Here is a 23,559-nt window from a genome sequence, read left to right on the forward strand (position 1 = left end):
TAAGAAAATAAAGCATTATATAATAAAGATTAGATGAATTTGATTTCAGGGGGAGGTATCTGAATTGAAAGATTTATATACTACAGGTGAGGTATCTAAGCTAATGAGTATACCTATTAAAGCATTACGTCTTTATGATTCAATGGGTATATTAAAACCTTTTCATATTGATGAAAATACACATTATCGTTACTATGTCTATGATCAGTTCTTTTATATTGATTTGATTCGCTATATGAATAAAGGTTTAAAAGTATCGTTAGAAGAGATTAAATTTATGTTGAATTCTTCTGATGATTATGAAATCCTTCTAGAGTGTCTATCCAATCATAAAGTATCTGTTGAGAAAAAAATTCAAGAACTGCAATATTCAAGTGAAGTTATTACAGAGGCAATTAATAACCTTAAAAATAGAGATAACAGTGCTATGGATTTGAAAATATATGAGCAATATCTTATGTCACGTCATGTTGCAGTTAAAAATGTCAATGTTTCAATTTATGATATCGATTTATATTGTAGAAGAAATGAAGACTTATTTGAAAGTGCTATTTCAGCCGAAGGAAATACAATGTGCTATATCTACAAGAAAAAAGATTATAAACCTGAGATGCATGATTTACTAGTATCACAGATTGGATACTTTACAGATAAACGTCTTAAAAATATAGAATATCTCATTTTACCTGAAGGTCGCTATTTATGTTGTAAATTTAGATATTCAGAGAAACTTTCCTGTCAGGTTATATATGAACTTATTAAATTTGCAAGTAATAATGGAATTAATTTATCTGATACGGCTATACAGATTTTTGAGCGTTTTGACTTAAGGGCAAAAACCAAATATGAGTATGAAATGGAAATACAAGTGCTGGAACTTGGAATCAATTCAGTATCATTTTAGTATGCTTAAAAAATCATATAAAATATAGTTGTATATATTAATTTATAACGCATAGTTATATTGACTAATTATCAATGTAACTATGTGTTTTTTAATAATAAGAAAATTTGCGTGAGTTAATGATGATAATTTATCAAAAAAGTATTGACTATTTTGATAAATGGATATATATTATAATAAAGATTTACGATTCGCGAATATTTTACAAAATATGAATAAAAATGCAGAGGAGAGATGAAAAATGACAATAAATGTAGATTTGTGGAAAACATTAATTGATTTAAAAAAATGCAAATGGGTTGATTTAACACATGCCTTTGGTTCAGATACACCAAAGTGGTCTGGCTTTAAGGCTGAAAAAATTGAAACTCTTTTTACAATTGAGAAGGATGGTATATTTGTCAATCAATATACTTTTCCAGGACAGTATGGAACACATATGGATGCCCCAGGACACTTTGCAGCAGGTAAAAGACTTATTGAGGATATAGAACTTAAAGAAATGGTTCTTCCTCTTGTAGTTATTGATTGTTCAGAAAAGTTTAAAGAAAATCCTGATTATGAGCTTACGCTTGAAGATTTGCTTGCATTTGAAGCTGAGTACGGTATTATTCCAGAAGGTTCTTTTGTAGCAATGAGAACGGATTGGGGTAAAAATTGGCCAGATCAAGAAAAATGTTCAAATGCAGACAGTGAAGGAAATCTTCATTATCCAGGATGGGCATATGAAACATTGGAATTTTTATATGAAACACGAAAGATAGCAGCAAGTGGACATGAACCATTTGATACAGATGCTCCAATAAGACAAGCTGAATATGGCTTTAAAGGTGAAAATTATATATTAAATCAAGATAAATATCAAATCGAAGTAATGACGAATTTGGATAAGGTTCCGCCAGTAGGATCAATAATTTTCTGTGTGGTTCCAAAAGCTAAGAATGCACCAGGTTTTCCAGTACGTGCTTTTGCAATAGTTAATGAGTAATAAGGCATTTTCAAATAAATAAGTAAAAGGAGTTCCTATTGTAATGATTAGAGAAATAAAAAATGTATCTATAATTGGAATGGGTGCAATGGGATGTGCTTATTCAAGCCAAATTTTTAAAAATATACAAGATATTAACGTAAAGATAATTGCCGAAGGAAAAAGAGCTGAGAGGTATAGAAAAGATGGCTTTGTAATAAATGGAGAGAAATATTTTTATGATGTTGCAGAACCAGATGAAAAATGTGAGGCTGCAGATTTAATAATAGTTGCGGTAAAGTATAATCAATTAAAAGAAGCAGTTACTCAGATTAAAAATCATGTAGGTGATAATACCATTATAATGTCTCTGTTAAATGGAATTACCAGTGAAGAAATACTTGGAGAAGTTTATGGAAAGGATAAAGTGCTTTATTCAATATCAGCAGGAATAGATGCTGTAAGGGAAGGGCATCAAAATGTAAACTTTAAAAATATTGGATATATAGATTTTGGTGAGGAAAGCAATGATACATTAACGGACAAGGTCAAAACCCTTAAAGAATTTTTCAATAAGGCTAAAATTGAAAACAAGATTCCAAAGGATATGCTTAGATCATTGTGGTGGAAATTCATGGTTAATGTAGGTATTAACCAAACATCAGCTGTTTTAAAGGCAAATTATGGTGTATTTCAAAGAGAACAAGCTGCCATAAATATAATGAGAAATGCTATGGAAGAAGTTATTTTAGTATCTCAAAAGGCAGGAGTTAATCTCACAGAAGAAGATATAGAAGATTGGGTGAAGGTTTTAAATAAACTGTCACCTGAGGGAAAAACTTCAATGTGCCAGGATATACTGGCTAAGAGAAAAACAGAGATTGAGATTTTTGGTGGGACAGTAGTAGAACTTGGCAAAAAGTACAATGTTTTAACACCTATAAATAGTACACTTACCAATATTATTAAGGTTACAGAATCCTTGTACTAATGAAATCCAATGTTAGGCAATTAAGATATTAAATTTGAGGGGGGAATTGCATTGGCTAAGAATGAATTAAAGAAAAACCAATTGAATTATCTTGAGGTAATAGCACTATCTGTTGCTATTATAGCGCCAACCTTTGCTATGTCTATGAATGTAACTTTAATGGCTAGTATTGCTTCATATTCAACTGGATTGGTGTTTTTTGTAAGCACACTTGTGATAGGATGTGTAGCTATAGCTTTTGTAAAATTTAATCAGTATATTTCAACTGCAGGTTCTGTTTATACTTTTGTTCAAAAATCCTTGGGTAAGAAAGCAGGAACAGCTTCGGGATGGATACTATTTTTGGCATATTTTATGTTCTTTACTGGATGCTGTTGTGCCTTTTCTGGCCTTTTTACAGAATTTATAAATCAAATTAGCGGAGTTAACCTCCCATGGATACCAGTTGCAATAATATGTGGCATTACTATGTGGTACATTTCAATTAACGAAGTAGCAATAAGTACAAGGGTAATGTTAGCATTTGAAGGCATAACAATATTAATGATACTTGTGCTTTCTGTTGTAATAATTGCAAAAACTGCCATGACTACAGGTTTAAGTTTGGCACCTTTTAAACTTAATGGAAATAGCATTGGAAGTATAGGTAGTGCTGGAGTTGTTGCACTTTTATGTTTTGGTGGTTTTGAAGGAGCATCAAGTTTAGGAGAGGAAAGTAAAGATCCTAAAAAAGTAATACCCTTTGCTCTTGCAAGTACGGTTATAGTAACTGGATTGTTCTTTATTTTTGTAAGCTATGCTCAGGTTATAGGATTTGGAATTACTAAAGGCGGATTAGAGGCTCTTACAAAGTCTTCTTCAACTACTGTAGATTTATCCCAAAAATATATAGGAAAATCATTTGCTATAGTACTAACATTTGGAGCAAGCTTATCGGCTTTTTCATCAGCATTAGGTGCGTTAACAGCAGGTGCAAGAATTCTTTTTACAATGAGCAGAGATGGCAACGTCCCAAATGTATTTACAAAAGTTCATCATAAGCACAGTACGCCTTATATAGCACTTAATGTAATGCTAGCAGCAGCAGTAGTTGTAATTTGTTTAATGTTTAAAAATGATGGAATAACTACTTTTGGATATTTAGGGACAATTGGTGCGTTAGCTTTATTGATATCTTATTTACTAACATGTCTTGGGGCTATAATATATTTTAAAGCTAAAAATATATGGAAAATTCATAATTTGATACTTCCCACAGTAGGATTATTTGGACTTGCTTTTGCTTTCTATTCTAATATTTATCCTGTACCAAGCTATCCGGCAAATCTCTTTCCTTATATAGTATTAGGATGGACAATTGTAGGATTTGTGTTTAGTCAAATTTATAGAAAAAGCCATGAAGTTTCACATGAAGAGTTATTACATGAAGATTTATATGAAGAAAATGAAGAAAATGCGATATAGTGATAGGAGTGAGTATAATGGATTTTTTGACAAAGAAAATTCCAGATAATGAATTAAAACTAATGTATAAAGATTATGATAGCTTGGGATTTGGTATGATTTATACGGATTATATGTTTACTATGAAATGGACTAAGGAAAAGGGATGGGAAAAGGGGGAACTTAAAAAATATGAGCCAATGTCCTTTGATCCTGCATCAGTGGTAATACAGTATTCTCAAGAAGTTTTTGAAGGAATGAAGGCATATTATTCAGAAGATGGAAGAGTGCTTTTATTTAGACCATTTGATAATGCTAAAAGAATGTATAAGTCTGCTGAAAGATTGTGTATGACACCAGTTCCAGAGGATGTTTTTGTAGAAGCTGTAAAGGAACTTGTTAAAATAGATAAAAGGTGGCTTCCAAAGGAAAAGGGAACATCTCTTTATATAAGGCCTACGCTCATGGGAACAGGAGTGGCTTTAGGTGTTCATCCTTCACCAGAATATAATTTTTGCATTTTTATAACTGCTGTCGGAGCATATTTTAGCAGTGGTTTCAATACTGTTAGCTTATATGTAGAGGATAAACTTGTTCGTGCAGTTGTAGGTGGAGTTGGAGATGCAAAAACAGGAGGAAATTATGCTGCAAGCCTTCTAGCAGGCTTAAAGGCAGAGAAGGAGGGATTTTCTCAGGTACTTTGGTTAGACGCTAAAGAAAATAAATATATAGAAGAAGCAGGTTCTATGAACATTTTCTTCGTTTATGGAAATAAGCTTGTAACACCAAAGCTTACAGGTTCAATACTTCCTGGTATAACTAGAGATTCTGTAATAAAATTGGCAGCTCATTTAGGATATGAGGTTGAAGAAAGAAATATATCAATAGATGAAGTTGTGAAAGGAATTAAAGATAAAGAAATTACTGAAATGTTTGGAACAGGTACGGCAGCAGTTATAGCTCCTGTTGGTGGTTTATGTTATAAAGGAGAAACTGTTTATGCTGGTGATAACAAGGTAGGAAAAATAACAGAAGAACTTTATAATAAACTTGTAAACATCCAATATGGTGAAGATGAAGATATTTTTGGTTGGGTAGAAACAGTGGATACAATATAGTTTTAGTGAAAAAAATTATGAATGAAGTGTACCTTAAATGTTAGAAAATTAACTAAAATTTAAGGTACACTTTAAATTTTACTTACTTAGTTTAACCACGGTTTCAACGTGGGGAGTATGAGGAAACATATCCATAAGTTTTACTTTATCTACATTGTAACCTGCATCAATTAATACATTTAAATCTTGAACTAAAGTTTTAGGATTACAGGATACGTAAATTATTTCAGGTGCATTAAAATCAATTACATATTTTAATGCTTTAGGATGAACCCCTGGCCTTGGTGGATCAAGTATTATTACATCTGGTTTATCCTCTAAAGTATTTAAAACATCCTTTACATCTCCGGCTATGAAGCTACAGTTTTTTATATTATTTAACTTGGCATTTTTATTGGCAGAAGCAACAGCCTTTTCTATAAGTTCTACTCCTATTACTTTATTTACACTGGAAGCTAAGACTTGACCTATAGTTCCCGTACCGCAGTACAAGTCAAAAACTGTTTTTGAGGAAGCATCTCCAAGAAAATCTTTAATTATAGCATATAGTTTTTCTGTACCCCTTGAATTAGTCTGAAAGAAAGATTCAGGAGATATTTTAAATTTCAATCCTAAAATTTCTTCTATAATATAATCTCTACCATATAGTATTTCTACTTTATCTGCTTTTACCATGTCTGATAGATTGTCGTTTACAGTATGAAGTATCCCAACTAAAGTGCCTTTATAGTTGAGATCTTGCAATAACTTATTAAAACCATCTAAATCAAATTGTATTTGAGAAGTTGTCACAATGTTTATAAGTATTTCTCCAGTATTTCTGCCTTTTCTCAATACTAAATTTCTCAGATATCCCTCGTGGTTTTTTATTTTATAATATGGTAAATTTTTTTCTCTGAAATAAGTCACAACTTTATCTAAAATAAGTGTAAAATCTGCATCTACTAGGCTGCAATTATCTACATTTACAACGCCAAAAGATCTTCCCTTTATATGCATTCCAAGGGTGAGCTGTCCTCCCCTTTGTTCATCACCAAAGGAAAATTCCATCTTATTCCTATATTCTATTTTTTCAGGACTTTTTTCTATGCCTAGAAATTCAAAGCCACAAATGGATGCCTTTTCAAATAAATCTAAGACTTGTTTTTCTTTTAGTTCTAATTGCTTGTCATAAGGTATAAACTGAGATGTACATCCACCGCATAAATTAAAATGAGGACAAAACGGATCTATGGCATAATCTACATTTTCAAGTATTTCTGTAACTTTCGCTTCTAAATAGTGTTTTGTTTTCTTTGTAATTCTAGCTTTTACCTTTTGACCTGGAACAGTATTTTTTATAAGTACGTCCATATCATCTTTTTTTGCTATTCCTATAGCTGGAAATTGTAGTTCTTCTATGAAAAATTCATATTCGCTGCCTTTTTTCAACTTTTAATCTTTCCTTTCTATGGATGTCGTTTTGACGAACTTTTCACCTAATGTTTTATTTAATTTGGAACTTTTCATTATAATAGGATATAGAATTAGTATTACTACAAATAGTATAATAAATACTCCCTTCATATCCGAAACATAGTATCCAAATATGAGTCTTAATATCAAGTCAAATAAATATAAAGCTGCTATTGAAATTACAGCTGATACAGCTGTGTCTATGAAAGAAGCTTTAAAATTTCGCATCAGAGTTCCTTTTTTCTCACTTGACTTATCCTCACTAGGTTCAATTTTATTTGGAACTTCTTCATTAATATGTTCTTCAATATGTTCTACTTGTTTATTTTGTTCTTCTAATTCCTTCTTTTTCTGTTCTTCTTCAAATCTTGCTTTTTCGTCCTCAAGCCTTTTTTGTTCTTCTAATTTTTTATTTTTAAGCTCTTCAAGTTTTTTCTCTTCTTCTAAATTTTTATTTTTAAGTTCTTCCAAAAATTGTTTTTTGTCTTCTTCATTTACTGAGAGTTCTTCTATATTATCTTCTATGTTATCTTCTTTTTCTCCCATTAAAAATACAACCTCCTAATTCTTTTAACTTCTTCGTAATAAATATATTATGCTACACTATGGCATTTATGTAAATAGGTACGAAAAAATACTTTCATTTTGTTAACATATTGTTTTATAATTATACATATTAGTTTCATTAATTTTAGGATTACAAATGTCCATAGGGGGAAAGTAATGTGGATAAAATTAAATCTTTTTTTACAAATTTTATAGATGTAATTTTTTTTGTAATTGTAGTAATGTTTAAAATATTAGTATATGGAAAACATATGAGTTCATTTAAAAGCTCATTTATTCCAGCATTAGCTTCAGTATTTGTCTTGGTATCCATTGCCTGCATTTTTAAAACCAGAGGTCGTGCTAGATTTTTGTATATATGTAATTGTATTATAAGTATATTCATAGTTAGTGACCTGATCTATTATAAGTATTTTAAAGATATCATATCTGTATCTGTTCTGATAAGCGGATTTCAATTAAATGCAGTAAAATCTAGTGTTGCTAATCTACTGGACTTTAAAGATTTTTTATATCTTTTTGATATTGTATTTATAATTCCATTTATAAATAGGTATTTGGCAGGCCACAATAGGAAGCTTTCTACAAAAGTTAGAATATCAATGTTTTTAGTATTTATTTTAGTAGGTATTTTTATTGATTTCAAAAGCTTTTACGTTTTATCAAAAGAACAACCAAGACTTCTTACAACTATGTATAATAAAGTGTATATAGCAAAAAAATTGGGTACAGTAAATTATCACTGCCTGGATATTTATAATTGTGTTTCTGCTAATATAAATAGACTAACTCCCGTGTCTAAGGACAAGTTTCAGGCTATAGAGTATTTTATAGATAAAAGCAAGTCCAGTCATGAGAATTTAAATGGAATCGGACAAGGTAAAAACTTGATAATGATACAGGTAGAAGCACTTCAAGGATTTGTTATAAATTCTTCTGTAAATGGAAAGGAGATAACCCCGAATTTAAATAGATGGATATCACGTTCAGAATATTTTGATAATTTTTACTATCAGGTGGCAGCTGGAGGAACTTCTGATGCGGAATTTATGACAAACAATTCACTTTATCCTGCATCAGCAGGTGCAGCTTATTTGCTTTACTCTGGCAATGAATACAATGCAATGCCGAAAAATTTTAAGGGTAAAGGTTATTACACTGCAGCTTTACACGGATTTAGGGAAAGCTTTTGGAATAGGAATGTAATGTATAGAAAATTTGGCTTTGATAATTTTTATGGTGAAAAAAGTTATAAGCAAAATGAGTCTATAGGACTTGGTTTAAGTGATAAATCTTTTTTAACTCAATCTGTGGAGAAGTTAAAAAAGATGAAAAGCCCATACTATGCTTTTTTAATAACTCTAACAAGTCATTTCCCTTATGATGATGTAAATAAATATGGGGACTTTGATGTAGGAGATTATAAAGGAAGTCTTATTGGAAATTACATGAAGGCAGTACATTATACAGATGAACAGCTTGGAATGTTCTTAGATGAACTAGATAAAAATGGTACTTTAAAAAATTCAATAGTTGTACTATATGGAGATCATTATGCAATACCTAAAGATAAACAAGATCAGCTTTTTAACTTTTTGAAGACGAGTCCTAAATCTGATTTAGAGTGGGAAAAGCTTCAAAAGGTTCCTATGTTTATTCATTTCCCTGATGAATCTGTGAAAGGAGTAAACCATGTTTATGGAGGTCAGATGGACATATATCCTACGGTATGCAATTTATTTAAACTTAAGGAAGAAGACATGCTTGGTAAAGACCTCTTTAATCCTGAGAGCGAAAGAGTTACATTTAGAAATGGTTCTTTTATAGATAAAGATTGTTACTATTCTTCACAAGATGATATTTATTATGATGTAAATACGGGAAATAAAATTTCTAAAAGTGATAAACTTCAAAAAGAAGAAGATTACATATTGAATCAGCTTGGTTATTCAGATTATATTTTGAGACATAATTTAATTAAAAAACTAAATTTGGACAAGAGCAAATAATATATTTACATTTATTTGGATAAGTGTTAGTATAAAAATGTAATTAATCTAAAATTATTTATAGTGCCAGGGGTGCCATTTGTGCTGAGAAAAGTGAAAACTTTAACCCTTTGAACCTGATTCGGGTAACGCCGACGTAGGAAAGCTACTTTAATATTGGATTCAAAGCACTGTTTTTATAATAGTGCTTTTTATTTTTGTTAAAGTATAGGGAGAGAATAAAATGTTTGTAGATGCGCATAATCATATGGATTTTTATAAAGACAATTTAAGTAATGCAATTGATAGTATAAATTACAGCAATATCAAAACCTTGGGATGTTCTATGGATTTAGAGAGTTATATATTTACAAAAAAATTAAGTAAAGATAATAAAAATATAACTCCATGTTTTGGAATACATCCCTGGGAGGCACATAAAAACTACAAGGATTTAGATAAGTTCGATGATTATGTAAAGGAATGTAAAATTGTTGGAGAAATAGGGCTTGACTACTATTGGGTTTTGGAGAAAGAAAAATATCCTTATATGAATCTAGTATTTGAATACTTTTTAGGTAAAGCTAAGAAATATGACAAAATAACAAACATTCATACTAAAGGAGCAGAAAAGGAGGTATTGGATTATATAAGAAAATATGATTTAAGAACACCTATAATTCATTGGTATAGTGGAGATTTGAATATACTAAAAAAGCTTTTGGAGTATGGGTGTTATTTTACAATAAGTGTTGATATAGGATATTCTAAACTTACAGATGAGATAGTAAAGATTCTTCCTCTAGGCAGAATTTTAACAGAAACTGATGGTCCTAATTCACTTGAATGGGTGAATAAAAAATATGGATATCCATCTGAAGTTATAAATATTGTAAGAAAAATTTCTTTAATAAAGAATCTCCAGTTTGAAGAAGTTAGAGAAAAAATTTATGACAATTTTAATAAATTAAAATTATAGACTGAAGGTGCTTGTATATGGAAAAAACAAAAAACATTCAAAGTAAAATATATCCTATAGCTACAATAGTAATAGTTGTACTTATATGGCAGTTAACAATAAACTTTGCCCATGTTCCTCAGTATATTATTCCTTCTCCGCTGGATATTTTAAAAACTCTTGTATCAGATTTTCAAAATATAATGGAAAATACTCAAACTACATTGTACGAGTCTTTTATAGGTTTTTTTATATCTATAATATTTTCCTTTATATTAGCTGTAATAATGGATAGTTTTGAAATTGTGAGAAAGTCAATATATCCTATTTTACTAATATCTCAAACTATTCCAACTATAGCAATTGCGCCTTTGTTTATAATATGGTTTGGATTTGGGGTACTTCCTAAAATAATAGTAGTGGTAATGGTATGCTTTTTCCCGATAGTTGTAAGCCTCGTAGATGGCTTTGAGAAAGTAGACAGGGATTATATAAATTTATTTAGCACTATGAAAGCCTCAAAGTTACAGACATTTTATCACTTAAAGCTTCCCTATGCTATGGTGAATTTTTTTTCAGGCTTAAAAATAGCAGCAACTTATATGATAATGTCTGCAATTATAGGTGAATGGCTTGGAGGAGATAATGGCATTGGGGTATATATGGTAAGGGCAAAAAATGCCTATCAATTGGACAAGGTTTTTGCTTCAATTTTAGTCATTGTTATCGTAAGCATTATAATAATCTATATTATAGATTTTATAGGTAAAAAAATAATACATTGGAAATAGAGGGGACGAATATGAAAAAAAATAAAATTATATTTTTAGTATTAACTGTGTTTATTGTAAGCTTAGTATTCGCAGGATGTGGAACGGGTGAAAAGAAACAGGCAGCTGCTTCTTTAGATAAAACTACAGTAATACTTGACTGGACTCCAAACACAGATCATACAGGATTATATGTAGCACTAGATAAAGGATATTATAAGGAGGAAGGACTGGATGTGAAGATAGTTCAACCTTCGCAAGGTAATGTGACAAATCTTGTAGCTGCAGGCAAAGGAGATTTTGGTGTAAGTTATCAGGAAGATGTAACCTATGCAGTTACAAACAAAGATCCGCTTCCTATAAAATCTATTGCCACAATAATACAGCATAACACTTCAGGTTTTGCGTCACCTAAAACCAAAAACATAAAAAGTGTAAAGGACTTTGAAGGAAAAGTTTATGGAGGATGGGGATCTCCTTCAGAAGAAGCTGTAATTAAAGCTGTTATGGAGAAAAATGGAGCAGATTTCAGTAAACTTAAAATTGTGAATATGGGAACTGATGATTTCTTTGCATCTACGAAGAAAAATGTTGATTTTGCATGGATTTACCAAGGATGGACTGGAGTTGAAGCAAAACTAAAAGGTATTGACTTAAATTTTATACCTGTCAAAGATTTAGATCCTGCACTTGATTACTATACACCTATTTTAATAACTAGTAATAAAAATATTAGTCAAAATCCAGATAAAGTTAGAAAATTTTTAAAAGCTACAGCAAAGGGATATGAATATGCTATAAAAAATCCTGATGAAAGTGCAAAAATACTTGTCAAACATGCACCAGAAATAGATAGGAAATTGGCTGTAGAAAGTCAGAAATATATGGCAAAACAGTACATAGCAGATGCACCTAGATGGGGTGTAATGAAATCTGATGTATGGAGTAGATATGCTAAATTTTTGCAAAGTAAAGGGTTGATTAAAAAGGAGCTAAAAACAAGCGATGCTTTCACAAATGAATTTTTACCAAAATAAACAGGATGATTCCATTATAAAAGTTAAAAATGTGAGTAGAAGTTTTGAGGAAAATCTTATACTAAAAGATATATCCATTAACTTAAAAAAGGGAGAATTCGTTTCTATTTTAGGGCCAAGTGGATGCGGAAAGAGTACTTTGTTTAATATAATAACTGGTATTATTAAAGAAGATAGTGGAGAGGTTTCAGTAAAAGGGGATCTAGGGTATATGCAGCAGAAGGATTTGCTTTTGCCCTGGAAAACTGTAATGGAAAATGTAGTACTTCCACTTGATATAAGAGGTAGTAATAAAAGAGAATCGAGAGAAAGGGCAGTTAAGTATATTGAAATAGTTGGTCTTAAGGGCTATGAAAAGAAATATCCCTATGAACTTTCAGGAGGCATGAGACAGAGGGCAAGTTTTTTAAGGACTTTTCTATCTTCTGAGGAAATAATGTTGCTTGATGAACCCTTTGGTGCATTGGATTCTATAACTAGAGGTAAAATGCAAAGATGGATTCTTGATATGAAACAGGAATTGAAAAGAAGCATACTCTTTGTAACTCATGATATAGAAGAAGCCATTTTGCTCTCCGATAGGATATATGTGCTATCCTCTAAACCTGGAATGATTAAAAAAGAAATTAACGTAGATTTTGAAAGTGAGAACAAGAAAAACAGAATATTTTCTAAAAAACTTTTAGAAATGAAAGCAGATATTTTAAAATTGCTTTAAAAAGAATAATAGTAAAAATAGACTTATACAGAGTATAAGTCTATTTTTAATTAAAAAGTTGAATTGTGTTCTTTAAATTATAAGCTACATATTGTGCATGGTTGGCATACTGCTTATAATTTCAGGATTTACCATGCCAAAAATCATTGCTACATGTGCTACTACAAGAAATCCTCCTACAAGAATAAAATGGATCTTCATTTTTGATTCTGGAGTTTTATTCTTAAATATTATATTAAGTTCCATCAATGCTATAGGTAAAAGAAACACAACGCCGCTTAAATAAAAACCAACTGCTACCACATCAACCCATGTATGCCATCCTCCAGTATTAGTTAAAGGTATTACGGCATTAAATAATAGGTAGATAAATATACCGGTAAAGTAAAACCCATCGAAAATACCAACGATTTTATTTAAAGTTTTAATGCCACCATTTTCTATCCTATTGAAAATTATAAAGAATTCTGTAATGGTGAGAGTTTCAGCACATATTACAGGTATAGCCATAAAAATTATTAAATTCCAAGGTTGATTGGCTGCAAGTAGTGACATGTAATGAGTCATATCCATAATTAAGTACCTCCTAAAAGTTTTATTGATAAATTATAATCACATCTTCCTGTACAATATATCAAGAAAATGTGTAGATATTATGTAGATATTTAAATCATCTTTATAAGTTCAACATAATTTTTTGATAGCATAGAATAAGACATATAGTAACAACAAAATCTAACAAATATAAGTGTATAAGTATTAGAACATGTTTAAAACTCTGTTTCAATAATATTGGAGGTATGTTATGAATTCTATTTTAGTTATTGAGGATGAAATAAAAGTATCAGATGTTATAAAAGCTTATCTTGAAAGAGAAGGATATAAGGTTTATTGTGCTACCACGGGTCTTGAAGGAATAAAATTATTCAATAAAATTGAATTTAAATTAGTAATACTTGACCTAATGCTTCCAGATATTGATGGCGAGGAGGTATGCAGTACAATTAGAAGAATATCTAATGTACATATATTTATGCTGACAGCTAAGGCAACTTTATCAGATAAATTACAAGGCTTAAATATGGGAGCAGATGAATACTTAACTAAACCCTGCAGTCCAAGGGAACTTACAGCTAGAGTAAATGCACTATTTAGAAGACTATCTTCTGCTGAAGAACCTGAAATTATTTCTAGAGATGGATTATTAGTAATAAACCATGACAAAAGATGTGTAAAGCTAAAGGGAGAAGAAATACCTATGACACCTAATGGGTTTAATATTTTATACGTCCTTGCTAAAAATAGAGGCAGGGTTTTAAGCCGTGATCAGTTGATTGAGCAGGTATTTGGTATTGATTTTGAAGGTTCGGATAGAACTATAGATGTGCATATAAAAAATATTAGAAAAAAAATAGAAAGGGATACGCGATTTCCAAAGTATATTATAACTGTAATAAAATTAGGTTACAAATTTGGTGGTGAATAGAAATGCAAAGTATAAGAAAAAGGTTAAGTTTACTTTGCCTGGAGGCAAGATATATGTTAATTTAAGCTTTGACAGACAACATGTAATTGTAAGTATAAAAGACAGTGGAATAGGTATAAAAAAAGAAGATTTGCCATTTATTTTTGAGAGACTTTATAGAGGAGATAAAAGTAGAAATGAAGTTGAGGGCAGCGGTATAGGACTAACTATTGTGAAAAACATATTGATTCTCCATTCTGCAAGTATTGATGTAAAAAGTGAAGAAGGCAAGGGTACCTGCTTTATTTTAAATTTTAATAGAGTAAAATAAATTACAGGGATTTTAAGCTGCGACTTTACAATTTATGTAATGCTTTAGTTAGAAAAAGCCTACATAGTGATTCTAATTGAAAATTTACCTTATACATAAAATATACTAACAAAATTGAAATTACATTTAAAAACTTTTATAAATAAGTCTTAGCTTGGTATTTTAGAAAACCTTAGGTACTTAGATGTGTTTGAGGTACGAGTTTATCTAAGTACCTTTAGGTTTTCAAAATACCAAGCTTTAGACTTATTAAAAGTTTTTAGTGTAATGAAATTTGTTAGTATATGGCTGTTATAAGTAAACTTTCCACTTAGAAACTCTATATTTATTTGGATTTATCTATTTGGATATCTTCACCTAACTGATATAAATCTAATCCCGTAGTCTGGTCTTTAACATTTACATTAAATTTAATTTCTACATTGGATACTCTGAGAAAAAATTTATTCTGTGATTCTGGAAAGAGTTGGTATTTTGCTTTACTGCCATCCTGTTCATAATAAAGATGACTTCCATTACTTGTTATAGATATATTTAGCCCTCCTGGAATAGCATAGTTTCCGGCATATTTATCTAAAGTTTTACTGTCCACTTTTACTACTTGTTTTGCACTTGGAAGCTCATAACTTCCACCCATACAGATATTTGATAAAGCATCATTGAGGGAATTTACATTATAATATCCTACATTTGTAAGCATGATTATGGTTAAATCTTTATCTGGATATCTTGCTATATTTCCTGTAAAACCTAGAACATTTCCACCATGATATATTTCTCTTCCATATTTGCCGTCAGTTAACATCCATCCATAGCCGTAATAAGGACCATTTTTACTCATCTGCACATAATTTGTAAATATCCTTTTTAAAGTGGGCTGTTTTACTAATTTTTCAGTATATAACGCCCTGTCCCATTTGTATAAATCTTCTGTAGTTGAATATAGAGCACCTTCACCATAAGCACCATTTAAAGTTATTTCGTCACTTATAGGATACTGGTCTAAATAACCACTGTAGCCTGTAGATGTATACATTTTATCAGCACCATTATAACCTAGTCCTGTACTTTTCATATTAAGAGGATCAAATATATTTTTTTGAAGGTAGTCAATGTAACTCATTCCACTTACCTTTGTAACTATATATCCAAGTAAGATATATCCGGAGTTGGTATAGTCAAAATCAGTTCCTGGAGTGAACTCTAAAGGTTTATTTTTAAATAAGTTGATTACATTGTTTATATCTTTAAAAGAGTCAAGTTTCATAGACCAAAACTCAGGAAAGTTAGTGCAATTTTGAATTCCTGACGTATGGGTAAGAAGATTTTTTATTGTTATAGTGTTACCTTTAGGAAAATCAGGTACATACTTGGATAGGGGATCATTTTCATTGATTAATCCCTTTTCAACTAGCTGCAGTATTGCCATTGCAGTAAATTGCTTTGTCATGGAGCCCATTGGAAATTCAGTTTGGGGCGTATTTTTGATGTTTTGTTCTGCATCTGATTTACCATAACCGTTATCAATAAGTATATTTCCATCTTGAGCTACAAGTACACTTCCGTGGAAGTTATCTGCACTTTGGAGTAAGTTTAAATAGTTGTCTAATTTTTGTGCAGTATCTAAATATCTGCTGGAATTTAATGCACTTTGAAAATATTCTTCTGTATTTTTTACAGGAGTAAGAATTTTAGCTGTTTTTGTGCTGCTATCCCAATCTATTGTCTTACCAAGGAATTGACTGAAAAACTCCAGTGGCACAAAAATAGTACTGTTTTTAATAATAGGTGCCGTGGATAAGCTAAAAATTTCATTGTTTATAACTACCTTTTTATTATTGTTTTCAAGCTTTATAGTGTAATTAGACGTGCTAAGTGTAGCAGAATCATCTTTTATTTGGATATTTGAATTATTGCTAAGCTTTTGCATTACTGCATTAAGAGGTACCATAACTATTGAATTTGAATCTTGATAAGGCTGTCCATCTTTTGAAGAAATATTGTTTCCATCTATACTTACAGTAATTACATCTGAAGCTGATTTGGTAGCTTTTATGGGACTTGCATTTACACTTACAATGGCTGCATTTGAAAATATGAGAAAAGTTGATATTAGAATGCAAGAAAAAATTTTTTTAATCATTGAATAATCATCCCCTCTATAGTTTATCTAATATAACGACAATACGTCACTTAATGATATAAAGGCCAACATAGTAAAAATAATCTTAATAGTAACTTTTATGAATATAATGATAACATAAAAAATGGAAAACTCAACAATAATTTAAAAATTGAAGTTAATTAAGATGATTTCAAGTTACTTAACCATAGTGCAAATTTTGTTTATACCTTTTTTAATTTCAATACTATTAGTTCTACTAACACTCAGTCTTACTAATTTCTTTGGTACATTAGTATTTAAATAAAATATATTTGGATCGGTGAGAAGAATGTTTTTTGACTTTAACCCATTAATTATATAGTCTATATGTGTACTGTTAACGACCTCAAAACTGGCAAAAAAACCTGAAGGGGGAACGTGCCAAATTATATTAGAGTTGTAACAAGTTTTTACACATTTATTAAGACAGGCCATTCTTTTAGAATATACCCCCCTAAGCTTTTTGGCATGTATGTCAAACATACCACTTTTTATATAAATTTCTAAGGCTCCCTGTGAAAGTACAGATGTGCTTAAATCATTCCATTTTTTATATTTCCCAAAAGTTTTTAGTATCTCTTTTGGAAGTACAATTGCAGAAATTCTCAATCCAGGCAATAATACTTTAGAATAAGTTTTTATATATATAACTTTTGAGTAAGGATCTAAAGCATATATAGGATTAGACTTTTTTTCAATATCCAAGTCAGCTAAATAGTCATCTTCAACTATATATACATTATATTTTTGGCAAAGTTTTAATATTTGCTTTTTTTCACTATTTGAATATGAAAATCCTGTAGGATTGTGAAAACGCGGGATAATATAAAAAAATTTTATATCTTTGTGTTTAAATATATTTTCAAGTTCATAAAGGTTTATTCCTTTTGAAGTCCTATTTATACCTATAATATTTACATTATTAAGTTTTAAAGATTCTATAACCCCATAATAAGTAGGTTCTTCAATAAGCACATTTTTTTTATCATTTGGGAAATCCATCATAGTGAGTATATTTATAGCTTGTTGAGAGCCTGCTGTTATAAATATATACTGCTTGTCAGTAAAAATTTGATAATTTTGAAGCTGCTTTTGTATGGTACAAATTAAGTTTTCAACTCCCTGCATACTAGGAGGAGAGATAAGATTTTTTTTATATAAATTCAATGCTTGATTTAAACAATCCTGAAATTCTTTATAAGGCAAAATACGTTCATCTGGAGCAGATGTTGAAAAATCTATACTTTTATTATCAAAATTATTATTCATATTTAGACTATTTTCAATAAGGTAGTATCCGCTTTTAGGTACAGAGTATATTATGTGATCTTTTATCAATAAGTCATATGCTTTGGCAGCAGTTATTTTACTGCATTCAAATTTTTTACATATGTTTCTTATAGAAGGCAATTTTTTACCCGGTTTAATATATCCTTTAAATATTTGTTCTTTTATATATGTGTAAATAACGTCATATTTCATAAAACTACCTACTTCCTATGAATCTGTACTAGGCCACATTAGTATTTTTTGCATTGTATAGAAAATATATATTTCCTATACTTTAATTATACTATATAAGGAGATATAAAATATGAAGCATTTAATTTGTAAAAATAAAGAACAAGTAAGCTTAAAATATGATATATTAATTGTAATTTTAGGAATTGGAGGATTTATTTCTGCTGCTGATAATTGGTTTGTGTCTCCAATACTTCCGGCTATAGCTTCAGAATTTAATGCATCGATTTCTAAAACTGGTATTATATTGACATTATATATGATACCTTATGGAATAATGCAGCCTGTTTATGGATATTTTAGTGATCGTTACAGTAAGGTTAGAATACTTAAATTGATTATATGTGGATTTGCTTTAGGAACTTGTGGGTGCGCATTTGCTAGATCTTTATTTGTGCTGAGTGTATGGAGGACAGTAACAGGATTTTTTGCTGCAGGTATTATAGCTGTATCTTTGGCTTTGATTGGAGATACTGTTCCAGTTTCAAAGCGATCAAAATATGTTGGGAAATTTATGGGAATTGTTTTTTTAGGACAAGGTTTTAGCGCTGGATTAGGTGGAACATTAGCCAGATACGTCAGCTGGCGTGTATTATTTATTTTTTTTGTGGCAGCTGCAATATGCACGGTATTTCTTTTGTTTACCATACCTAAAGGTAATATTGTTCCTGTAAATAAGAAGTTTTTTACTGAAGTTAAATGTGTTACTTTAACACCAAATGGGAAAATAATTTTTCCTATGGCATTTATAGCTGGATTTTTATTTTTGGGTTTGTATAGTTATTTGGGTGCCTATTTTCACTATGCCTTAAAGTTAAATTATATGGAATGTGGAATAATTGTAATGTTTTATGGATTTGCCTGTCTTGGTGCAGGTTCTATCATGGGAAAGTTAAATGTAAAAATGAGATATAAAGATGTGATCATATTAGGTGAAATATTTGCATTAATCACGACTTTATTTTTAATAAATTTTCACTGCTGGGAAATGGGCTTGGTTGCCACTATCAGTTTGGGTATTGGATATATTTTTGTTCAATCTACATTGGCTACTATGGCTTTTGATGTGGCATCTGATTCTAAAGGATTACCTTCAGGATTAATTGGATTTGGTTTATTTTGTGGTGGTGGATTGGGTAGTGCTTTTAGTGGCTTTGTCATTGCTAAAATAAGCTATCAGCTATTATGGATAATATTTTTTATTTTTATTTCAATCTTTATTTTTGTAACATATAAACAGATTAATAATGAATAAAACCTTTTTATGTAACAAAAACTATTGGTAGAAAGGAGAGATAAGGATGAAATTAACAGTTGAAGATATGATAAAGCAAAAACTTCTTGATGAGCAGGAGAGCGTTAGAGATTACCAGGAGTATTCTGGTAAGATAGAGAATAAAGAAATAAATCAGGTGTTTAAAAAATTTGCAGAAGAATCTGCCCTGCAAGCACGGGAACTAGAAAGACTGCTTAATAAATTTGAAAGATAACTATATAGAATTATCTCATAGAAGGTTATTATGACCTTCTATTTTTTATAAAAATTACTAGACTTTTTTAACAAAGATAATATAATATAAAATGTGGGAGTTTTTTAAATATTTGCTCAACTTTCACAGTTTAAAAACTTTGCAAGTTAAGATAATTATTAATTGTTTTGGAGGCGTATTATGTGCAATAAGAACATCAAGGAAAGGCATAGGTACATCGTTTTAATTTTTACATTTATGGCCATACTCAGCTCTATAGTTTTTAAGGCATCATTATTTTACGCATTTACTATAAGTATAATTTTTTCAACCTGTGTTTTTGTAAAAAGTGGGTTTAGTATTACGGAGCTATTAGTTATGGTAAACAATAGCCTTCTTGACTGTAGACAATTGCTTACTTTAATTTTATTGATAGGGGCTTTAATCCCTGTATGGTTTTCATCTGGAGTTATACCTACAATAATGTACTATGGCTTCAAATATATGCAGCACATGAATATTTTATTTACGATTTTTATACTTACGTCTGCTGTAGCAGTGTTTATAGGGTCTGCTTTTGCAACTATAAGTACTATTGGAATTGCAAGCTTAGGGTTGGCAAAGGCTTTTGGAATTCCAGATTATATTATTTTAGGAGTAATTGTTTCAGGTGCATTTTTAGCAGATAAAATGTCTCCAATTTCAGGACTTGTAAATCTTACATTAACCACTGTAAAAACATCCTATAAAAATATGTTGTCATCTATGGTTAAGATATTATTTCCTGCATATTTGATAGCTGGTTCTGTATATTTTTACATTGGACAAAGGTATAGTTTGGGTTCTAATTCTTCAAATATAAATAGATATACTACCGCCATTAAAAAGAGTTTTGTAATTTCACCACTTTTTTTACTAATACCTGCAGTAATTTTTATAGTGTCTTTTTTAGGTGTAAAAATAGTTAACTCACTTTCACTTGGATTAGTGGCCAGTGTGATTTTATCTATGACAGTACAAAAGACTAGCATTTGGGGTGTTGTCATGGAAATAACTACGGGTTATGTGGGAAATACGAAATATGAGTATTTGAATAAGGTATTAACTGGTGGTGGAATAACTTCTATGGTTGAGGTTTTACTTATAATGGCAGGAGCTATTTCGTTAAATAGTATTTTTCAAGGAACAGGACTTATAAAACCTATAGTGGATAAAGTAATTTCAACTATAAAATCAAAGGAAGAATTGGTTATAAAGACTTGTGCTATAAGCGGAATGTCCACAATAGCTTGTGATCAAACTGTTGGCATAATATTACCAGGACAACTTTTGAGACACAAGTACGAGGAATTAGGTGTGGAAAATAAGATATTAGCTAGAACAATATCTGATACTGGAACTGTTATTGCTCCATTAGTTCCATGGAATGTGAATTCCTTATTAATTTTAGCAGTTACAGGTATTTCTACCATTAAGTATGCACCCTATGCTTTGCTGTGTTATACACTACCTATAGTTACCATACTTGCAGCTTGCATTTGCAAAGTCAAAAAAGCAGGATAATGTAATTATTATACTAATGGAGCAAACATTCTTAAAATTGATTCTACAATTTTTTTTGAAAGACTTCTTTTTTCCCATACATCTTTGTTTATCTTTTTTGATACTTCTATAGTTCTTAAAAAATCTTTGTAAATATTATCTATTATGGGGACATTGTACAGGTAGGTTGCACATTCAAAATGCAAATATAAACTTCTGTAATCTAAGTTTATAGTTCCAACTACTGCACATTCCCCATCAGATACAAAAGTTTTTCCATGGATAAATCCTGGTGTATATTCGTATATTTTTACTCCTGAATCTAATAAGTTGTCATAATGAGATCTAGTGAGAATCTGTACGATTTTTTTATCTGGAATAAAAGGGGTTATTATTCTCACATCTACTCCCCTTTTTGCTGCGAGGCAAAGTGCCAGTGTCATTTCATATCCTATTACCAAGTAGGGGGTAGTAATATAAATGTAATTTTTAGCACTGTTTATAATGTTTAAATACACGTATTCTGCTGCGCCATCAGGTTTTATGGGTCCACTGTTATAAGGCATTACAATACCCTGACTTTTTTCTAGTTTGAATGAAGTCTTATATTTTGAAAAGTCCTCTTTCTTTTTTGATATTGATTGCCACATTCTTAAGAACATAATTGTAAAACTATAAACTGCTTCTCCTTTTAAGCATACAGCCATGTCTTTCCAGTAACCATATTTTTTATATTCATTTATATACTCATCGCCTATATTAATTCCACCAGTAAAAGCAACAGTTCCATCAATTACAGTTATCTTTCTGTGATCTCTGTAATTTAGCATAAAATTTAAAATTATTTTAAATGGATTAAATATTTTTAATTTTATATTATTGACTTTAAGAGACCTTTTAAAATTTTTTGGTAAAACAACAAGAGAACCAACATAGTCTACTAGTACTCTTACTTCTACACCATTATTGGCTTTTTCTTTTAAAATCTCAAAAATTTCATCCCACATTTTACTTTTTGAGATTATGAAGTACTCTAAAAAAATAAACTTCTTGGCATTTTTCAATTCTTCTAAAAGTTTTTTATACATGTCTTCCCCTGACGAGAAGTAATCAACTTTTGTATTTATATAGCATCCATAGTCACTAATATTTTTTATAAGTCTTGTTTCATTGTATCTCATTTTATTTTCATTTTTAAAAGAAGAAAGCATATCTTGGTCTTCTTTTGGAAATACGTCTTTATCCAATTCTATTTTGTTTATCTTATTAAAGTTACGTTTTATTCCAATCATGGAAAAAATATAAATAAGTGCTCCCACTACTGGAATGAGAAGAATTAAAACTATCCAGCTTATTTTATAAGAAGTATTTTTATCCTTATAGTTTAAATGAATTACGAAAATGACACTTATGATTTCAAAAAAGACAAAGTAATATATTAAGGATATATTAAATGAATTGAAAACTAGTGCAATAGCTACAAATTGAAACATTGTCCAAAATATTAAAATTACAAATTTAAAAACTGCCACAAATATTCTTCTTTCACCCAATAGCAGCACCTACTTTTCAAGTTTTTATTCTATTTTATCATAAACTATGTTAATGAAAAAGATTAAGATTTCCTTTTAAAAGAAGTACCACAATTTTTACATGTTATGGTTATCTTTCCTTTGTGTCTAGGAACTCTTAATTTTTGGGAGCAGTTTGGACACTTAAATATTTTATACTGTTTATGATTGTTCATAGAATAGGTAAATCCACTAAATCTTTCAGCTATAGGTGAGATGAAATTTTCATAAGCCTCAAGTTCCTTGTATCTTCTGTATTTATTCCTTGAAAGGCACCTCCAGGTACTGTATATGAAAAATACAAATCCTAGTGTAGCTGTACGTCTAAATAAAGATAGAACAATTCCGCCAATGTAAAGGTGAGTAGAAAGTTTATCAATGCCATAACTTCCTCTAAAATAATAGGAAAGTTTATTTAAAAAATTTCTCAAAGTAATCGCCTCTTTAAATTAGATTGATATTCATAGGTTTACATAATATTCTATTTAACTTCTAGATAATTATACAGTATAATTAGTATTTTTGCATTAGACAAGAAGCTTAATTAATCTTATGTTCATAATTGAAATTACAATTAAAA

General features: G+C 30.1%; 21 protein-coding genes, 1 pseudogene and 1 riboswitch. Of the genes and pseudogenes, 15 read left to right on the top strand and 7 right to left on the bottom strand.

The features are described 5' to 3' along the window. The first annotated feature begins 64 nt into the window (after nucleotides 1-64). The 5 genes from B5S50_RS15855 (at nucleotide 65) to B5S50_RS15875 (ending at nucleotide 5,423) form a co-directional block, all read left to right on the top strand. The gene (locus tag B5S50_RS15855; RefSeq protein WP_217302305.1) at nucleotides 65-904 is read left to right on the top strand and encodes a MerR family transcriptional regulator; all 840 of its coding nucleotides are present in this window, start codon (nucleotides 65-67) and stop codon (nucleotides 902-904) included. Between the two features lie 241 nt (nucleotides 905-1,145). Then, the gene (locus tag B5S50_RS15860; RefSeq protein WP_013237536.1) at nucleotides 1,146-1,892 is read left to right on the top strand and encodes a cyclase family protein; all 747 of its coding nucleotides are present in this window, start codon (nucleotides 1,146-1,148) and stop codon (nucleotides 1,890-1,892) included. A 43-nt stretch (nucleotides 1,893-1,935) separates the two neighbouring features. Then, nucleotides 1,936-2,862, top strand: a complete 927-nt coding sequence (locus B5S50_RS15865; RefSeq protein WP_154104933.1) for a ketopantoate reductase family protein — start codon at nucleotides 1,936-1,938, stop codon at nucleotides 2,860-2,862. A 51-nt stretch (nucleotides 2,863-2,913) separates the two neighbouring features. Beyond that, complete coding sequence (locus B5S50_RS15870; RefSeq protein WP_065077165.1) at nucleotides 2,914-4,326, top strand: APC family permease; 1,413 nt, start codon at nucleotides 2,914-2,916, stop codon at nucleotides 4,324-4,326. A gap of 17 nt (nucleotides 4,327-4,343) precedes the next feature. Next, entirely contained in the window at nucleotides 4,344-5,423 is a 1,080-nt protein-coding gene (locus tag B5S50_RS15875) for a branched-chain amino acid aminotransferase (RefSeq protein ID WP_065077164.1), read from the top strand. Between the two features lie 78 nt (nucleotides 5,424-5,501). On the opposite strand, the gene rlmD is transcribed toward B5S50_RS15875, so the two are convergent. Continuing rightward, entirely contained in the window at nucleotides 5,502-6,854 is a 1,353-nt protein-coding gene (gene rlmD, locus B5S50_RS15880) for a 23S rRNA (uracil(1939)-C(5))-methyltransferase RlmD (RefSeq protein ID WP_217302306.1), read from the bottom strand. 3 nt (nucleotides 6,855-6,857) lie between these two features. Further along, the gene (locus B5S50_RS15885; RefSeq protein ID WP_217302307.1) at nucleotides 6,858-7,424 is read right to left on the bottom strand and encodes a hypothetical protein; all 567 of its coding nucleotides are present in this window, start codon (nucleotides 7,422-7,424) and stop codon (nucleotides 6,858-6,860) included. Nucleotides 7,425-7,603: 179 nt separating this feature from the next. Between B5S50_RS15885 and B5S50_RS15890 the strand changes: the two genes are divergently transcribed. The 5 genes from B5S50_RS15890 (at nucleotide 7,604) to B5S50_RS15910 (ending at nucleotide 12,916) form a co-directional block, all read left to right on the top strand. Then, on the top strand, nucleotides 7,604-9,454 hold the full coding sequence (locus B5S50_RS15890; RefSeq protein ID WP_217302308.1) for an LTA synthase family protein: 1,851 nt from the start codon (nucleotides 7,604-7,606) through the stop codon (nucleotides 9,452-9,454). A 58-nt stretch (nucleotides 9,455-9,512) separates the two neighbouring features. After that, nucleotides 9,513-9,615, top strand: a riboswitch (TPP riboswitch). Nucleotides 9,616-9,677: 62 nt separating this feature from the next. Then, a complete protein-coding gene (locus B5S50_RS15895) occupies nucleotides 9,678-10,412 on the top strand; it encodes a TatD family hydrolase (protein ID WP_217302309.1) in 735 nt (244 codons plus the stop codon). A 17-nt stretch (nucleotides 10,413-10,429) separates the two neighbouring features. Next, the gene (locus tag B5S50_RS15900) at nucleotides 10,430-11,182 is read left to right on the top strand and encodes an ABC transporter permease (RefSeq protein WP_217302310.1); all 753 of its coding nucleotides are present in this window, start codon (nucleotides 10,430-10,432) and stop codon (nucleotides 11,180-11,182) included. An 11-nt stretch (nucleotides 11,183-11,193) separates the two neighbouring features. Then, complete coding sequence (locus B5S50_RS15905) at nucleotides 11,194-12,198, top strand: ABC transporter substrate-binding protein (protein WP_217302311.1); 1,005 nt, start codon at nucleotides 11,194-11,196, stop codon at nucleotides 12,196-12,198. Then, a complete protein-coding gene (locus B5S50_RS15910) occupies nucleotides 12,179-12,916 on the top strand; it encodes an ABC transporter ATP-binding protein (protein ID WP_065077218.1) in 738 nt (245 codons plus the stop codon). The genes B5S50_RS15905 and B5S50_RS15910 overlap by 20 nt, the downstream gene beginning before the upstream one ends. Nucleotides 12,917-13,000: 84 nt before the next feature. Here the strand turns inward: B5S50_RS15910 and B5S50_RS15915 are convergent, their stop codons facing one another. After that, on the bottom strand, nucleotides 13,001-13,489 hold the full coding sequence (locus B5S50_RS15915; RefSeq protein ID WP_065077157.1) for a DUF6803 family protein: 489 nt from the start codon (nucleotides 13,487-13,489) through the stop codon (nucleotides 13,001-13,003). 232 nt (nucleotides 13,490-13,721) lie between these two features. Here B5S50_RS15915 and B5S50_RS15920 point away from each other — a divergent pair, with 232 nt between their 5' ends. Beyond that, entirely contained in the window at nucleotides 13,722-14,402 is a 681-nt protein-coding gene (locus B5S50_RS15920) for a response regulator transcription factor (protein WP_217302312.1), read from the top strand. A gap of 22 nt (nucleotides 14,403-14,424) precedes the next feature. Continuing rightward, a pseudogene (locus B5S50_RS15925) lies at nucleotides 14,425-14,712 on the top strand (sensor histidine kinase); the annotation flags it as partial. Nucleotides 14,713-15,037: 325 nt separating this feature from the next. Here the strand turns inward: B5S50_RS15925 and B5S50_RS15930 are convergent. Both B5S50_RS15930 and B5S50_RS15935 read right to left on the bottom strand, forming a co-directional pair. Continuing rightward, nucleotides 15,038-16,855: a serine hydrolase gene (locus B5S50_RS15930; protein WP_217302314.1), complete on the bottom strand. Its 1,818-nt coding sequence runs from the start codon at nucleotides 16,853-16,855 to the stop codon at nucleotides 15,038-15,040. Nucleotides 16,856-17,032: 177 nt separating this feature from the next. Next, entirely contained in the window at nucleotides 17,033-18,358 is a 1,326-nt protein-coding gene (locus tag B5S50_RS15935; protein ID WP_217302315.1) for a PLP-dependent aminotransferase family protein, read from the bottom strand. Between the two features lie 112 nt (nucleotides 18,359-18,470). Between B5S50_RS15935 and B5S50_RS15940 the strand changes: the two genes are divergently transcribed. The 3 genes from B5S50_RS15940 to B5S50_RS15950 all read left to right on the top strand — a co-directional run bounded on the left by B5S50_RS15940 (nucleotide 18,471) and on the right by B5S50_RS15950 (nucleotide 21,429). Next, entirely contained in the window at nucleotides 18,471-19,652 is a 1,182-nt protein-coding gene (locus B5S50_RS15940; RefSeq protein ID WP_217302316.1) for an MFS transporter, read from the top strand. Nucleotides 19,653-19,698: 46 nt separating this feature from the next. Further along, nucleotides 19,699-19,887, top strand: a complete 189-nt coding sequence (locus B5S50_RS15945; RefSeq protein WP_013237552.1) for a hypothetical protein — start codon at nucleotides 19,699-19,701, stop codon at nucleotides 19,885-19,887. 180 nt (nucleotides 19,888-20,067) lie between these two features. Then, complete coding sequence (locus B5S50_RS15950) at nucleotides 20,068-21,429, top strand: Na+/H+ antiporter NhaC family protein (RefSeq protein ID WP_217302317.1); 1,362 nt, start codon at nucleotides 20,068-20,070, stop codon at nucleotides 21,427-21,429. A gap of 8 nt (nucleotides 21,430-21,437) precedes the next feature. Here the strand turns inward: B5S50_RS15950 and cls are convergent, their stop codons facing one another. Further along, nucleotides 21,438-22,961, bottom strand: coding sequence for a cardiolipin synthase (gene cls / locus B5S50_RS15955; RefSeq protein WP_023162942.1), 1,524 nt, complete (start codon nucleotides 22,959-22,961; stop codon nucleotides 21,438-21,440). 62 nt (nucleotides 22,962-23,023) lie between these two features. Continuing rightward, nucleotides 23,024-23,410 carry a hypothetical protein gene (locus tag B5S50_RS15960; protein ID WP_065077149.1) on the bottom strand — a complete coding sequence of 129 codons (387 nt, stop codon included), beginning with the start codon at nucleotides 23,408-23,410 and terminating at the stop codon, nucleotides 23,024-23,026. Nucleotides 23,411-23,559 lie beyond the last annotated feature (149 nt).

Origin of the sequence: Clostridium sp. 001 (assembly GCF_019056555.1) — a bacterium.
Classification (GTDB): domain Bacteria; phylum Bacillota; class Clostridia; order Clostridiales; family Clostridiaceae; genus Clostridium_B; species Clostridium_B ragsdalei.